General features: G+C 72.8%; 13 protein-coding genes. 11 read left to right on the top strand and 2 right to left on the bottom strand.

What is annotated here, in order from left to right:
• Positions 1-194: 194 nt before the first annotated feature.
• The 6 genes from IQ279_RS22980 to IQ279_RS23005 all read left to right on the top strand — a co-directional run bounded on the left by IQ279_RS22980 (position 195) and on the right by IQ279_RS23005 (position 6717).
• On the top strand, positions 195-794 hold the full coding sequence (locus IQ279_RS22980; protein ID WP_206351042.1) for a Uma2 family endonuclease: 600 nt from the start codon (positions 195-197) through the stop codon (positions 792-794).
• Positions 795-999: 205 nt separating this feature from the next.
• Positions 1000-2271 carry an aspartate kinase gene (locus IQ279_RS22985; protein ID WP_206351044.1) on the top strand — a complete coding sequence of 424 codons (1272 nt, stop codon included), beginning with the start codon at positions 1000-1002 and terminating at the stop codon, positions 2269-2271.
• Entirely contained in the window at positions 2268-3362 is a 1095-nt protein-coding gene (locus tag IQ279_RS22990) for an aspartate-semialdehyde dehydrogenase (protein WP_206351046.1), read from the top strand. Before IQ279_RS22985 ends, IQ279_RS22990 begins: the two co-directional genes overlap by 4 nt.
• 513 nt (positions 3363-3875) lie before the next feature.
• Complete coding sequence (locus IQ279_RS22995) at positions 3876-4466, top strand: SigE family RNA polymerase sigma factor (protein WP_206351049.1); 591 nt, start codon at positions 3876-3878, stop codon at positions 4464-4466.
• Positions 4463-5794 (top strand): hypothetical protein, encoded by a 1332-nt coding sequence (locus IQ279_RS23000; RefSeq protein ID WP_206351051.1) that lies wholly within the window; start codon positions 4463-4465, stop codon positions 5792-5794. Before IQ279_RS22995 ends, IQ279_RS23000 begins: the two co-directional genes overlap by 4 nt.
• A gap of 80 nt (positions 5795-5874) precedes the next feature.
• Complete coding sequence (locus IQ279_RS23005; RefSeq protein WP_206351053.1) at positions 5875-6717, top strand: SURF1 family protein; 843 nt, start codon at positions 5875-5877, stop codon at positions 6715-6717.
• Between the two features lie 369 nt (positions 6718-7086).
• Here IQ279_RS23005 and IQ279_RS23010 read toward each other — a convergent pair whose 3' ends face one another.
• Positions 7087-7563, bottom strand: a complete 477-nt coding sequence (locus IQ279_RS23010; RefSeq protein WP_206351055.1) for a hypothetical protein — start codon at positions 7561-7563, stop codon at positions 7087-7089.
• A gap of 226 nt (positions 7564-7789) precedes the next feature.
• Between IQ279_RS23010 and IQ279_RS23015 the strand changes: the two genes are divergently transcribed.
• The 5 genes from IQ279_RS23015 (at position 7790) to IQ279_RS23035 (ending at position 12288) form a co-directional block, all read left to right on the top strand.
• Entirely contained in the window at positions 7790-9502 is a 1713-nt protein-coding gene (locus IQ279_RS23015; RefSeq protein ID WP_206351057.1) for a sensor histidine kinase, read from the top strand.
• Between the two features lie 126 nt (positions 9503-9628).
• Entirely contained in the window at positions 9629-10048 is a 420-nt protein-coding gene (locus IQ279_RS23020; protein WP_206351103.1) for a roadblock/LC7 domain-containing protein, read from the top strand.
• Positions 10045-10404, top strand: coding sequence for a DUF742 domain-containing protein (locus IQ279_RS23025; protein ID WP_206351059.1), 360 nt, complete (start codon positions 10045-10047; stop codon positions 10402-10404). The genes IQ279_RS23020 and IQ279_RS23025 overlap by 4 nt, the downstream gene beginning before the upstream one ends.
• Complete coding sequence (locus tag IQ279_RS23030; RefSeq protein WP_206351061.1) at positions 10385-10999, top strand: GTP-binding protein; 615 nt, start codon at positions 10385-10387, stop codon at positions 10997-10999. Before IQ279_RS23025 ends, IQ279_RS23030 begins: the two co-directional genes overlap by 20 nt.
• Complete coding sequence (locus IQ279_RS23035; RefSeq protein ID WP_206351063.1) at positions 10996-12288, top strand: cytochrome P450; 1293 nt, start codon at positions 10996-10998, stop codon at positions 12286-12288. Before IQ279_RS23030 ends, IQ279_RS23035 begins: the two co-directional genes overlap by 4 nt.
• Positions 12289-12434: 146 nt before the next feature.
• On the opposite strand, the gene IQ279_RS23040 is transcribed toward IQ279_RS23035, so the two are convergent.
• Positions 12435-13655, bottom strand: a complete 1221-nt coding sequence (locus tag IQ279_RS23040; RefSeq protein ID WP_206351064.1) for a cytochrome P450 — start codon at positions 13653-13655, stop codon at positions 12435-12437.
• Between the last annotated feature and the right edge of the window lie 36 nt (positions 13656-13691).

Consider the following 13691-nt stretch of genomic DNA (forward strand, 5'->3'; position numbering starts at 1 on the left):
CCCGCTCCGTCTGCCGTCGTCGCCGTCCGTGCCGTCGTTGCAGGGCTGTCCGGGGTACCCCGGGACGGCGGCGGCCATGCGCGGGACGGGAGAGGGACGGGAGAGGGCGGCCGGGCGGGCCGGTGTTCACCTGTACGGGCGATGGAACGGGGAAGTCGCTGGGTAGGCTGACGAGGTCGGCGAGGATACGGCTCATGGGAGCAGTGATGAGTGTCGAGCCCGAGTACGCGTGGCCGCGACCGCCGGCGGGCGGGTACACCGCCGAGGACCTGGACCGGATTCCCGATCTGCCCCCGCACACGGAGCTGATCGACGGGAGCCTCGTCTTCGTGAGTCCGCAGACCAAGTTCCACATGCGCGCGATGCGCCTGCTGGAGCACCGCCTTCTCCAGGCCGCCCCAACCGAGCTGGAGGTCGTCCGGGAGATGACCGTCACCCTCGGGAAACGGGACCGTCCGGAACCGGACGTCCTGGTCGCACGCGCGGACGCCGACACCGGCCCGCGGCAGACCGGCTACCGTCCCGAGGACGTCGTGCTGGCCGTCGAGGTGGTGTCGGACGACTCCGAGGCGCGCGACCGTGAGACCAAGCCGCGCAAGTACGCCGCGGCCGGGATCCCGCACTTCTGGCGGGTGGAGGCGGGAAAGGACGGCTGGAGCCCCGTCGTGTACGTCTTCGAGCTGGAGCCCGCCACCCGCACCTACGCCGTGACCGGCATCCATCACGAGCGGCTGAAGACGGATGTCCCGTTTCCGGTCGATATCGACCTGACCGCGGTCGCGCGGCGGGTGTGAGGTGCGCAACGTTCCCGTGTGAAGAGGCCGTGAGCGGGCAGGGGTGCCCGCTGAGCCGGTGCGACGTGGCGCCGCGCCGCGCTGCTTGTGGGCGGTACATCTCACGATGTGGTAGAGGCGGGGTCGAAAAGGCCTGCTCGGTAAACTGAACCGACCGCTGGGCTCCTGTACGGGGGCCCCGGAAGACAGATTACGAGGAGCGCACGTGGGCCTTGTCGTGCAGAAGTACGGCGGCTCCTCCGTTGCCGATGCCGAAGGCATCAAGCGTGTTGCCAAGCGAATCGTCGAAGCCAAGAAGAACGGCCACCAGGTGGTCGTCGTGGTTTCGGCGATGGGCGACACGACGGACGAGCTGATCGATCTCGCTGGAGAGGTGTCCCCGGTCACATCGGGGCGCGAGTTCGACATGCTGCTGACCGCCGGGGAGCGGATCTCCATGGCCCTGCTGGCGATGGCGATCAAATCCCTCGGCCACGAGGCGCAGTCGTTCACCGGTAGCCAGGCGGGTGTCATCACCGACTCCGTCCACAACAAGGCCCGCATCATCGACGTCACGCCGGGCCGTATCAAGACCGCGCTGGATGAGGGCAACATCGCCATCGTCGCCGGTTTCCAGGGCGTGTCCCAGGACAAGAAGGACATCACCACCCTGGGCCGGGGCGGCTCGGACACCACCGCGGTGGCGCTCGCCGCCGCGCTGGACGCCGAGGTCTGCGAGATCTACACCGACGTCGACGGCGTCTTCACCGCCGACCCGCGGGTCGTGAAGAAGGCCCGCAAGATCGACTGGATCTCGTTCGAGGACATGCTGGAGCTGGCCAGCTCCGGCTCCAAGGTGCTGCTGCACCGGTGCGTGGAGTACGCACGCCGTTACAACATCCCGATCCACGTCCGCTCCTCCTTCTCCGGGCTGCGGGGCACGTGGGTCAGCAACCAGCCGCAAGGGGACCAGCCGATGGAGCAGGCGCTCATCTCCGGTGTCGCACACGACACCTCCGAGGCGAAGATCACGGTCGTCGGAGTGCCGGACAAGCCGGGCGAGGCCGCGAAGATCTTCCGGGCCATCGCGGACGGCGAGCTGAACATCGACATGGTGGTGCAGAACGTCTCCGCCGCGTCCACCGGTCTGACCGACATCTCCTTCACCCTGCCCAAGACCGACGGCCGCCGGGCCATCGAGGCGCTGGAGCGGGCGAAGGCCTCCATCGGCTTCGACTCCCTGCGCTACGACGACCAGGTCGCCAAGATCTCCCTGGTCGGCGCGGGCATGAAGACCAACCCGGGCGTCACCGCCACCTTCTTCGAGGCGCTGTCGGGCGCCGGGGTCAACATCGAGCTGATCTCGACCTCCGAGATCCGCATCTCGGTCGTCACCCGCAAGGACGACGTCAACGAGGCCGTCCGCGCGGTGCACACCGCGTTCGGTCTGGACAGCGAGAGCGACGAGGCGGTCGTCTACGGGGGCACCGGGCGATGACCCCCGCCGGGGGGCTCCCCCGAGCCCCGATCGGTCGCGCCGACCGGCCAACCCTGGCCGTGGTCGGCGCGACCGGGGCCGTCGGCACCGTGCTGCTGGGACTGCTGTCGGAGCGCGCGGACGTCTGGGGGGAGATCCGCCTGGTCGCCTCGGAGCGCTCGGCCGGCCGCAAGCTGGCGGTGCGCGGCGAGGAGGTCGAGGTCCTCGCGCTGGGCGAGGAGGTCTTCGACGGTGTGGACGTCGCGATGTTCGACGTGCCCGCCGATGTCGCGACCCGCTGGGCGCCGCCGGCGGCGGCCCGGGGCGCGGTGGTGGTGGACAACTCCGGCGTGTTCCGGGCGGATCCGGACGTACCGATGATCGTTCCCGAGGTCAACGCCCACGCGGTGCGGGCCAGGCCCCGCGGCATCGTCGCCAGCCCCGGCTGCGCCACCCTGACGATGATCGTGGCGCTGGGCGCCCTGCACGCCGAGTGGGGTCTGGAGGAGCTGATCGTCTCCACCTACCAGGCCGTCTCCGAGTCCGGGCGGCGGGGTGTGGAGACCCTGCGCGAGCAGCTCGCGGCCGTGGCCGGCACCGAGCTGGGCGTCCACCCCGGCGACGTACGGCGCGCGGTGGGCGACACCGGTCCCTACACGGCGCCGGTCGCGCTGAACGTGGTGCCCTTCTCCGGGGCGCCGGACGGGGACGGCTGGACGAGCGAGGAGCTGGCGGTCCGTGAGGAGACCCGCAGGGTCCTGGGCCTGCCGGGGCTGCGCGCCACCGCCACCTGTGTGCGCGTACCCGTCGTCACCACCCACTCGGCGTCGGTGCACGCGCGCTTCGAGAACGAGGTCTCGGTGGGCGAGGCGCACGAGATCCTGGCGAACGCGCCTGGCGTGGTGGTCTGCGACGATCCGGCGACGGGCGAGTTCCCCACCCCCGCCGACGCGGTCGGCACCGATCCCGCCTGGGTGGGGCGGGTGCGGCGCTCGCCGGACGACCCGCGGGCGCTGGAGCTGTTCCTGTGCTGCGACAACCTCCGCAAGGGCGCCGCGCTCAACATGGCGCAGATCGGTGAGCTGGTCGCGGCCGAGCGGGCTGGAGAATGACCGGAAACCGCCCTCGGTCCGCAGCCGGCCCGCCGCGGGCCTGACACGGTCCCGGCGCGGTATCGCCCCGGCGCCGCGCCACCGAGGGCTCCTGAGGGGCGGCGGAACACCCCGCCCCGGCGGTCCGGACGCGGCGGAGGGCGGGCCGTGAACCTTGGCGCCGGTGGCCGGATCCGGACAGGGCGGCCAGTTGTGAAGGACTTGTAATGAAGTCATACCTGGTAACCGCTTGATCCAGACCAGCCTTCTGGAAGAGGATTTTCCTCCGCATGCCCGGAACCGCGATCCGGGCGCGGGCGTCTCCCGTTCCACTGCCGGAAGCCGAAGGCGCCTGTTCGGCGGCGGAGAGGAAGAGGTGGTACGCATGCGGTCGTCCGGTTCGCCGGAAAGAACGACGCTCCGCGCGTACAACCCTGACGGGGGGAAGCGTGTCCAACAGGCGTGGCAGAGGCACTCGGAATCGCAACGGCGCCCGTACGGGCCCCCGCGGGCGGCAGCACGTCCGGCAGGGGCATGCCCGTGATCGCTCCCTGGTCGGCTTCCCGTCCCGCACGGCTCCCCTCGCAGGCGAGGGACGCTGACGGCACGATGGCAGCGGGCACCACAGTGGCGGGCGCCACCGTCGACCACCTCACCGAGACCTACCAGGCCCATTACCGCTCCCTGCTCGGGCTCGCCGCCCTGCTGCTCGACGACACCGCGTCCTGCGAGGACGTGGTGCAGGAGGCGTTCATCCGCGTGCACTCGGCGCGCAGACGGGTGCGGGAGCCGGAGAAGACCCTGGCCTATCTGCGCCAGACCGTCGTCAACCTCTCCCGCTCCACGCTGCGCCGCCGCATCCTGGGGCTGAAGCTGCTCTCCAAGCCGATGCCGGACATGGCCAGCGCGGAGGAGGGCGCGTACGCGCGCATCGAGCAGGACGAGTTGAAGAAGGCGCTGCGCAAGCTCCAGCGCCGCCAGCGGGAGGTGCTGGTCCTGCGGTACTTCGCGGACATGACCGAGGCGCAGGTCGCCGAGACGCTCGGCATCTCGCTCGGTTCGGTGAAGGCGTACGGCTCCCGGGGCATCGCCGCCCTGCGGGTCGCGATGGAGGCGCCCGCATGAGCGGCGACGGACGGCACGAGGAACAGCGCGACCCGCACGGGGAAACCGGAGCCGGAGACGGCGGGGGCGGCGGGCGGGAGGGGCGGGGGCCGAACGTGAGCGGCCCGGCGGATGAGGACCCGGCGGGCCCGGCGGACACCCCGGCGGATCCGGACACCCCGGCGGCCGGCCCGGACGGTCCGGCGGATCCGGACGGTCTGGACGAGCGGTCGCTGCGGCTGATGCTGCACGGCGCCGTCGGGGACGTCACGCCGTCCCCGGACGCCCTCGAACGCCTCCACCACGCCGTACCCGCCCGCCGTGCCCGCCGCAGGCAGCTGACGGTCGGGGCGGCCGCCGCCGCCCTCGTCATCGGTGTGGCCACCCCCGCCCTGGTACAGAGCGGCGTCATCACCCGGGTCCTGGACGGCGACACCACCAACGCCGCCAGCGCCCAGGAACCGCGGGAAGGAGCCGGTACGGGCGGCCAGAGCGGTGACGCCGCGAACCAGGGGGCCGACCAGTACTCCGCGGGCGGCGGACGGCAGGACGCGGCCGGTTCGCGCGAGGGCTCCGACAGGGGCGGCTCCGCGTCGTCCCCCGAGACCGACGACACCCTCGGCCCCACCTCTCCGAGCTGTCTGCGCTCCCAGATCGGTGACGGCGGCTCCACGGTGAGCCCCGCCGACGCGGACGGCCATGTGTACGGCGCCTTCAAGGTCACCAACATCTCGGACGCCTCCTGCCTGGTGGAGGGATCCGACACCGTCACCGCCACCCCGATGGGCGCCGCCGACCCGACCGGCTTCGGCGTCGTCGCCCACACCTCCGGCGGCAGGGCCGCCAAACTGCCCGACCCGCGGCTCGAACCCGGCTCGTTCGTCCTGGAACCGGGCAAGTCGTACGCGGTGCGGTTCGCCTGGGTGCCCGGCGAGGGCGGTGCCACCGGCTGCCCGGCGAGCCCCGGCCCCGGTCCGACGGGTCCCGGCGACTCCTCCGGAGGCACGGACTCCGGCGGCACCGGTGGCGGCGATGCGGGCGGCGGCACCGGCGGGAGCGGCGGCACGGACTCCTCCGGTGGCACCGACACCGGCGGCGGCACGGCACCCCCCGACGGCGGCCAGGGCGACGAGGGCGGCGACACCGTCGAGGAACCCACCGAGAGCAGCGGCAGCGGCATCAGCCCCCAGCTCGCGTACGACACCGGCGGCTCCGGCCCGGGCGCCGCGGCGGCCTCGGTCGTCCTGCGCTACGTGCCCGCGGCGGGCGAACCGCGCATCGGCAAGATCGAGATCGCCGGGGCCTGCGCCGGGACGGTGTACCGCACCGGGCCCGTCCCGGTGGGCTGAACGCACGGCGGGCGGCGCGAGCGGCACGCGGGGCGGGGGCGGGTGGGCCGCTCCCGCCCCGTCCCCGTACCGTTGAGGGCGTGTACCGGTTCCTGCTGACCCCGCGCTGGTGGGTGATCAACCTCTTCGTGCTGCTGTCGATCCCCGTCTGCCTGTTCATGGGGAGCTGGCAGCTGAGCCGCTTCGAGGACCGCGTGGACTCCCACCAGGCCCGTCAGGAGCGCTCGGCGCAGGGGACCGCCGAGGCCGGCGCCAGGCCGCTGGACGATCTGCTGCCCCTCACCCAGGAGACCGCCGGGCAGGCCGCCCGCACCACCGGCCGCTATGACACGGACCACGAGTTCCTGGTGCCCGGCCGCCGTCTCGGCGACCGCGAGGGCTTCTACGTGCTGACCCCGCTGCGCACCGGCGACGGCCGGGCCCTGCCCGTCGTACGCGGCTGGCTGCCGGGCGAGGCCGACCCCGCGCGGGTGCCCGCGCCACCGGCCGGCGAGGTGAGCGTCACCGGAGTGCTCCAGGCACCGGAGAGCCAGAGCTCACCGGGCACCGTCGGCGGCGCCCTGCCGCGGGGCCAGGTCGGCATCATCAGCGCGGCCACACTGGTCAACCTGGTGCCGTACGAGGTGTACGACGTGTGGATCACCGTCCAGCGCGCGCAGGAGCCGATGGAGGCGGTGCCGCCGGTCGCGGCGGCGGGCACCGGACTGGACCTGAAGGCGTTCCAGAACCTGGGCTACACCGCGCAGTGGTTCGTCTTCGCGGGCTTCGTGGTCTTCATGTGGTACCGGCTGTTCCGCCGCGAGGCGGAGACGGTACGCGATCTCGCACTCGGCATCGAGGCGCCCACCGAGCCCGCCGGTCAGCCCGAGCCCGCCGCCGCGGCGGGCGCCGGCGCTCCCTCCGGAGAGAAATCCGCTCCCTGACACGGATTCCGCCCTCCCTCCGCGTCTGAGTCATGACGACGAGGAACGGCGTGCGCCCCCTGCGGACGCGTACGCCCACGACGTGGAGGAAACACGAGCAAGCAGCGGTTCGTCGCGGCCGGAGTCGCCGCCGTCGCAGTGGCGTGCCCGGGCGGCACCGCCTTCGCCCTCCAGAGCCAGGGCCAGAGCCACGGGCCGCACCGGGCTCGGCGCACGCGCCACCGTCACCGTGTACGGCCCCGACGGCACCGCCCTGGAGCGCAGCGGCGCCGGCGGCGGGGGCCTCGGGGAAGCCGGCGCCGGCACGGGCCCCGCCCGCTGACCCCCGTCCCCGGCCGCGCCACGGGGGCGGCCGGGCACGGCGCCGGCTCAGCAGCCGTCGTACCGCCAGTCGCCCTTCTCGCGGACCCACTGCTGCTTGCGGTGGTCGAACCTCGGCTCGTCGCCCACGCCGTACGTCACGTACGCGGTGTCCTCGCCCCAGAACTCGTCGGCGGAGAACCGCTCCATGGTGTACCGCCTGCCCTCGGTGTTCGCCTCCGCCGCCCGCTCCAGGGTCCCGGCGACCACCTCCTCGGACACCTTCTCGCGGCAGCGGGCCGAGTACATCGCGTACACGGCCCCGGCGTCCGGCTCGTAGTAGGCCTCGACGTAGCGGCTCACCGCCTCCTTCAGCGCGGCGACGGCCCCGGGATCCGGGGGAGGGGGCGCGGACGGTGCGGAGGAGGGCGGCGGCGGACCCTCGCCGCCGCCCGGCCCGCCGTCGCCACCGCCGACGCACGCGGTGGTCAGGAGCAGGGCGGTGGTGACGACCGGTAAGAAGGCGGCCGTACCGCGTACGCGCATGGATGATCCCCCCCCCGGAAGGTCGTGGTCACACCCCATCATGCCCCCGCGGCGGAACGGCCCAAGCACCTCTCCACAGACTCGGCACACGCGCTGCGTGATGCATGGTTACTATGACGCAGGCAATCGCACGAGAAGGCAACTTCCCATCCTTCAGCGGGCTTTCGGCCGCCGTTTGTCTTGCGAACCGCATCACTCGCCCCCACACAGCCACAGGGATTGCGCGATGTCAGATCCTGCCGCCCCCGGCCAGCACCGAGTGCCCCAGGGACGCCTGCCCCTCGTCCTGCTCGCCGTCTGCCTGACGGCGCTCGTGGCGGGCGGCGCGGCGGGCGCCGCCGCCGCCCCCGACAGCACGCGCCCCTGGGTGCTGGGCGTGATCGCGGTGGCCGCGGTAGTGGCCGTCGGGGCCTTCCTCGCCGTCTTCCTGACGGTGCAGCGGATGACCGCCGCGTCCGCGAACGCGGCGGCCGAGATCGCGGCCCTGCGCCACCGGGCCGAGCAGCGGCAGGCGTACACCGCGCACCTGGCCGACTCCCTGCTGCCGGCGGTCGCCGAGCGGCTGCGGGCCGGTGCGCGGCCCGAGGACGCGTCGGCCGGTATGCCCCTCCCGGAGGACCTCCCGCTCCAGCGGCTCCTCCACTCCTTCGCGCACGAGGTCTCCTCCGCCACCGGGCAGCGGCTGTCCGCGCAGGCAGAGCGGGACGAGGCGCTCCGGTGGGCACAGGCGCTGGCGGGCGGGGTGGACAACCTCCTCGCCGAGGTCCTGCCCGGGGCCTTCGAGCGGCTGCGCGGCGGCGCCTCGGCGGGTACGGTCCTGGCGAAGGTGCCGCGCCCCGACGACGACCGGCTGGCCGCCCTGACGGAGTTCGTGATCCGGGAGTACGCGACCAGCGAGCGGCGGTCCGCCGCCGCCCGGACGGCCGGCACCAAGGCCCTCAGCCGGGTGCAGGCGGCCGCCGTGGGCATGCTGGCGGACCTGCGCGAGATGCAGGAGCGCCACGGCGAGGAGGTCTTCGGTGACCTGCTTAGGCTGGACCACAGCACCTCGCAGGTCGGGCTGCTCACCGACCGCCTGGCCCTGCTGATGGGCGGCCGCGCCAGCCGGGCCTGGAACAAGCCGATCGTCATGGAGAGCATCCTGCGCGGCGCGGTGGGACGCATCGCCGCCTACCAGCGGGTCCGCATGCACTGCGCCAGCTCCACCGCGATCGCCGGGTTCGCCGCCGAGGGCGTGATGCACCTGCTCGCCGAGCTCATCGACAACGCGGCGAACTTCTCCCCGCCCATCGACGAGGTCAACGTCTACGTCGAGGAGCGCACCGCCGGCCTCGTGGTGACCATCGAGGACAGCGGACTGCGCATGTCCGACGCCGCGATGCGCCGCGCGGAGAAGGCCGTCTCCGGCGATTCGACCGACCTCGCCCACCTCCAGGGCACCCGGCTCGGCCTGGCCGTGGTCGGGCTGCTGGCCCACAAGTACGGCATCTCCGTGAGCTACCGGCCCTCCTCCCGGGGAGGCACCGGTGTGGTGGTCCTGCTGCCTCCGCACCTGCTGGCCCAGCAGCGAGCCGAGGCACCGCCCGCGGCCGTGGTGCCGGCCGCCGGGACCCCGCGGCAGACCCAGGCGCCCGTCACCGGGCCCGCCCTCCCCGCCACCTCCGCCACCGGCACGGCGATCCCGGCCGGCACCAGCGCACCCGCGTCCGCCTCCGCACCGCCGGACACCGCCGGGGCCCCGGCGCCCGCGGCGGGGGAGACCACCCACGGACTGCCGGTGCGCCCACGGGGCCGCACCCTGGCCCGGGCCGACCGCGCCCGCGAGCGGGCGGCCGACGCCTCCGCCGGTCTTACGGAGCGGAATCGCCCCGCCCGTGACGCCGGGGCGAGCTTCGGGGCGTTCCACCGCTCCAGGCGTCCCGAGAACCCCTCCGAGTAGGCGCGCCCCTCCGACACACCCGGGGCTCCCGTTCGACCAGTGGGAGCCCCACCCCCAGCGAAGACCGCGAGATTGGAGGCACGGGCCGGTGGCCGGACTCCCGGCCCGAGAAGCCCGATGCAGATCATGGAGACCACCGACAACAGCCTCACCTGGCTTCTCGAGAGCCTGCTCAACCGCACTCCCGGGACCCGACACGCCCTGGTGCTCTCCCGCGACGGGCTCAAACTGTGCTGGAGCAGCAGTCTCACCCTGGACCGGGCCGACCAGCTCGCGGCCATCTCCTCGGGCATTCAGGCCCTGGCACAGGGAGCCTCCGTGGAGTTCGGCGACGGGAGCGGAGGGGTGCGGCACTCGATGACGGAGTTCCACGGGGGCCTGCTGTTCATCGTCGAGGCGGGGGAGGGCGCCCATCTGGCCGTCGTCGCCGACGACAACGCGGACCCCGGCGTGGTCGGCCACCAGATGGACGAGCTGGTCGAGCAGATCGGCGAGCACCTGCGCGCCGAGCCCCGCAAGCCGGCCGAGGGCGGCGTCCCGTCATGATCCGCAAACCCGTCGACATCGGCGACCCCCACCGGCTCTACACCGTCACCGGCGGACGCAGCCGGGGCGAGGAGGCCGGGCTGGACCTGGTCACGCTCATCGTCAGCGAGTGCCGGCCGACGGAGGGCATGCAGTCGGAGCACGTACGCATCCTGGAGCTGTGCGAGCACCCCACCGCGGTGGTCGAGGTCGCGGCCGATCTGCGCCTGCCCATCACCGTGGTGAAGATCCTCCTCGGCGATCTGCTCGCCTCCGGACGCATCACCGCACGGAACCCGCGTCCGTCCGCAGCGCACGGCGACGCGCCCGAATCCGCCCTGTTGAAGGAGGTGCTCATTGGACTCCGCAACCTCTGAGGCCCCGGCGCGCACGCCGCTCGCGGACGCCGCCGAGACCGGACTGAAGATCGTCATAGTGGGCGGCTTCGGTGTCGGGAAGACGACGCTGGTCAGATCCGTCAGCGAGATCCGTCCCCTGAACACCGAGGAGGTCATGACCCAGGCCGGTGCCGGGGTGGACGACGTCGCCGGTCTGCGGAACAAGAACACCACCACGGTGGCGTTCGACTTCGGCCGGATCAGCCTCAACGAGCAGACCGTGCTGTACCTGTTCGGGGCGCCCGGGCAGGAGCGCTTCTGGTTCCTGTGGGACCGGCTGTTCTCCGGGACGCTCGGCGCGGTGGTGCTGGTGGACACCCGGCGGATGGCCGACTCCTGGTACGCGATCGACCGGCTGGAGCACCACGGGACCCCGTTCGTGGTGGCCGTCAACCGGTTCGACGACGACGGCTCGCGCTTCTCCCTGGAGGAGATCCGCCAGGCGCTGGACCTGCCGGAGGGCGTGCCGCTGGTCGACTGCGACGCCCGGCTGCGCGACTCCGGCAAGAACGTGCTGATCACCCTCGTCGACCACCTCTACCAGCAGGCACTGGCACGGGAGATGACCGCATGACCGACCAGTTCGCCCAGGCCGGCCAGGCCGGCCCGCCCGACCAGGGCACCGCCGCCCCGCCGGCCGGCTGCCCCGCGGCCCACCCCGACGCCGTCCCGCTCAGCGGCCTGGAGTACCAGCAGAGCCCCTTCCAGCTCTACCGGGCGCTGCGCCGCGACCACGGCACGGTCGCCCCCGTGCTGCTGGACGGCGGCATCCCCGCCTGGCTGGTGCTCGGATACGCCGAGGTCTCCTACGTCACCAGCCACGACGAGCTGTTCGCCCGGGACTCGCGGCGCTGGAACCAGTGGCCGGCCATCCCCGCCGACTGGCCGCTGATGCCGTTCGTCGGCTACCAGCCGTCGGTGCTGTTCACGGAAGGGGCCGAGCACCAGCGCCGGGCGGGCGTCATCAGCGCGGCCCTGGAGGAGGTCGACCAGCTGGAGTTCTCCCAGGACTGCCAGGAGATCGCCGGACAGCTCCTCGCCGAGTTCGCGGGCAGCGGGCAGGCGGAGCTGATGTCCGCGTACGCCCACGCCCTGCCGATGCGCGCCGCGGTCCGCATGTGCGGCATGCCGCTGGAGGGGGCCGACACCGACAAGCTGGTCGAGGACCTGCGGATGTCCCTGGACGCCTCGGAGGGCGACGACCCGGTCGCCGCCTACGTGCGCGTCCAGGAGCGCATCCAGCGGCTGGTCGCGGAGAAGCGCGAGGATCCCGGCCCGGACGTCACCTCCCGCATGATCGCCGACCCGGCCGGGCTGAGCGACGAGGAGATCGTGCAGGACCTGATCTCCGTCATCGCCGCCGCCCAGCAGCCCACCGGCAACTGGATCGGCAACACCCTGCGGCTGCTGCTCACCGACGACCGCTTCGCCGTCAACGTCTCCGGCGGCCGGGTGAGCGTGGGCCAGGCGCTCAACGAGGTGCTGTGGCTGGACACCCCCACGCAGAACTTCGTCGGCCGCTGGGCGGTCCGCGACATCCAGCTCGGCGGGCGGCAGATCAGGGCCGGCGACTGCCTGGTGCTGGGGCTGGCCGCGGCCAACACCGACCCTCAGATCTGGCCCGAGGGGCACATCGGGGCGCAGGTCAACTCCGCCCACCTGAGCTTCAGCAACGGCGAGCACCGCTGCCCCTACCCCGCCCCCCAGCTGGCCGACGTCATCGCCCGCACCGCGGTGGAGACGCTGCTGGAGCGGCTGCCGGACATCGTCCTGGCGGTGGAACCGGAGGAGCTGAACTGGCGGCCGTCCGTCTGGATGCGGGGCCTGACCTCGCTGCCGGTCGCCTTCACGCCCGTGGTGTAGCACCCGCGCCGGGCCGTACGGGTCGGCCTCCGTACGGGGCCGGCCTGTACGGGGTCGGCTCCGCACGGGGCCGGCCGTGCCGTCGCCGGAACGGAGAGTTCCGGCGACGGCACGGCCGTATCCGTACCCGTTCCCGTCCCGGCCGGTCAGGCGGCGGGGGTGAACACCACCGGCACCTCCTTGGGGCCGCGGGTGAACACACCCTGCTCGGTGACATCGGCGCCGTCGGCCAGCCGCATGTCCGGCATGGCGTCCAGCAGCTGGTCGACACCGATCTCGACCTCGGCCTTGGCCAGCAGCGCCCCGACGCAGAAGTGCCGGCCCAGCGCGAAGGCCAGGTGGTCGGCGGCGGCGGAGAACGCGGTGGTGGACGTCAGGTCGTCGCGGAAGATGTCGAAGGAGTCGGGCTCCTTGTAGTGGCCCGGGTCGCGGTTGGCGGCGCCGATCAGGCAGGTGACGGTCGCACCGGCCGGGATCGTGCCCCCGCTGACCTCCACGTCCTGCGCGGTCTGCCGCATGATCATGTGGACGGGCGGGGTGTAGCGCAGGGTCTCGGCGAACGCCCGGTCGATCAGGGAGCGGTCCTCCCGTACGGCGGCGAGCTGCTCGGGGTGGGCCAGCAGGTTGGCGAAGATGGCGGCGATCGCCTTGTCGGTGGTCTCCCCTCCGGCGGCCAGCAGCAGACTGCAGAACGCCTTGATGTCCTCGTCGCTCATCCGCACGCCGTCCACCTCGGCGGCGCACAGCGTGGACAGCAGGTCGTCGCCCAGGTTCTCGCGGCGCTCCCGGATGACGGGGATCATGTACTCGGCGAACTCCACCCGGGTGCGCTCGCCGTCCGCGGTCACCTCCGGGTCGCCGGAGAGGTTGCCCAGGAAGGCGATCACCGAGGTGTACCAGCGGTGGAACCTGGAGTGGTCGGCCTTGTCCAGGCCCAGCATGTCGGCGATGACGTTGACGGGGAAGCGGGTGGCGTAGGCGTCCACCAGATCCACCCTGCCGGTGTGCCGGAAGGCGTCTATGAGCTCGCGCGAGTTGCGCTCGATGACCGGCAGGAACTTGTCCCGCAGGTCGCTGCCGCGGAAGGCGGGCGCCACCAGGGCCCGGCGCACCGCGTGCTCGCGGCCGCTGAGCTGGAGGATCGTCTTCCCGTGCACCGGCTCGATCTGCCACTCGTAGTTGTCGGTGGTGAACGACGTTCCGTCCTTGAAGGCCCGCTCCACGTCCTCGTAGCGGGAGACGATGTAGCTGCGGGTGGCTTCGTGCCAGATCAGCGGCGCGCTGTCGCGCATCACGCGGTAGGCGCTGTAGGGGTCGGCTGCGAACTCGGGCGAGAGTATGTCGGGGAACTGCTGTGTGCTGGCCAAGGCGAGCTCCATCGAAGACGTGACGGGCAGACAGGC

It is taken from the genome of Streptomyces verrucosisporus (assembly GCF_017114865.1).
Classification (GTDB): domain Bacteria; phylum Actinomycetota; class Actinomycetes; order Streptomycetales; family Streptomycetaceae; genus Streptomyces; species Streptomyces fenghuangensis.

Excerpts from the sequence above, each read along its gene's own strand:
- IQ279_RS22980 (WP_206351042.1), top strand. The coding sequence starts at position 195 with ATGGGAGCAGTGATGAGTGTCGAGCCCGAGTACGCGTGGCCGCGACCG.
- IQ279_RS22990 (WP_206351046.1), top strand. The coding sequence starts at position 2,268 with ATGACCCCCGCCGGGGGGCTCCCCCGAGCCCCGATCGGTCGCGCCGAC.
- IQ279_RS22995 (WP_206351049.1), top strand. The coding sequence starts at position 3,876 with ATGCCCGTGATCGCTCCCTGGTCGGCTTCCCGTCCCGCACGGCTCCCC.
- IQ279_RS23000 (WP_206351051.1), top strand. The coding sequence starts at position 4,463 with ATGAGCGGCGACGGACGGCACGAGGAACAGCGCGACCCGCACGGGGAA.
- IQ279_RS23010 (WP_206351055.1), bottom strand. The coding sequence starts at position 7,563 with ATGCGCGTACGCGGTACGGCCGCCTTCTTACCGGTCGTCACCACCGCC.
- IQ279_RS23015 (WP_206351057.1), top strand. The coding sequence starts at position 7,790 with ATGTCAGATCCTGCCGCCCCCGGCCAGCACCGAGTGCCCCAGGGACGC.
- IQ279_RS23020 (WP_206351103.1), top strand. The coding sequence starts at position 9,629 with ATGGAGACCACCGACAACAGCCTCACCTGGCTTCTCGAGAGCCTGCTC.
- IQ279_RS23025 (WP_206351059.1), top strand. The coding sequence starts at position 10,045 with ATGATCCGCAAACCCGTCGACATCGGCGACCCCCACCGGCTCTACACC.
- IQ279_RS23035 (WP_206351063.1), top strand. The coding sequence starts at position 10,996 with ATGACCGACCAGTTCGCCCAGGCCGGCCAGGCCGGCCCGCCCGACCAG.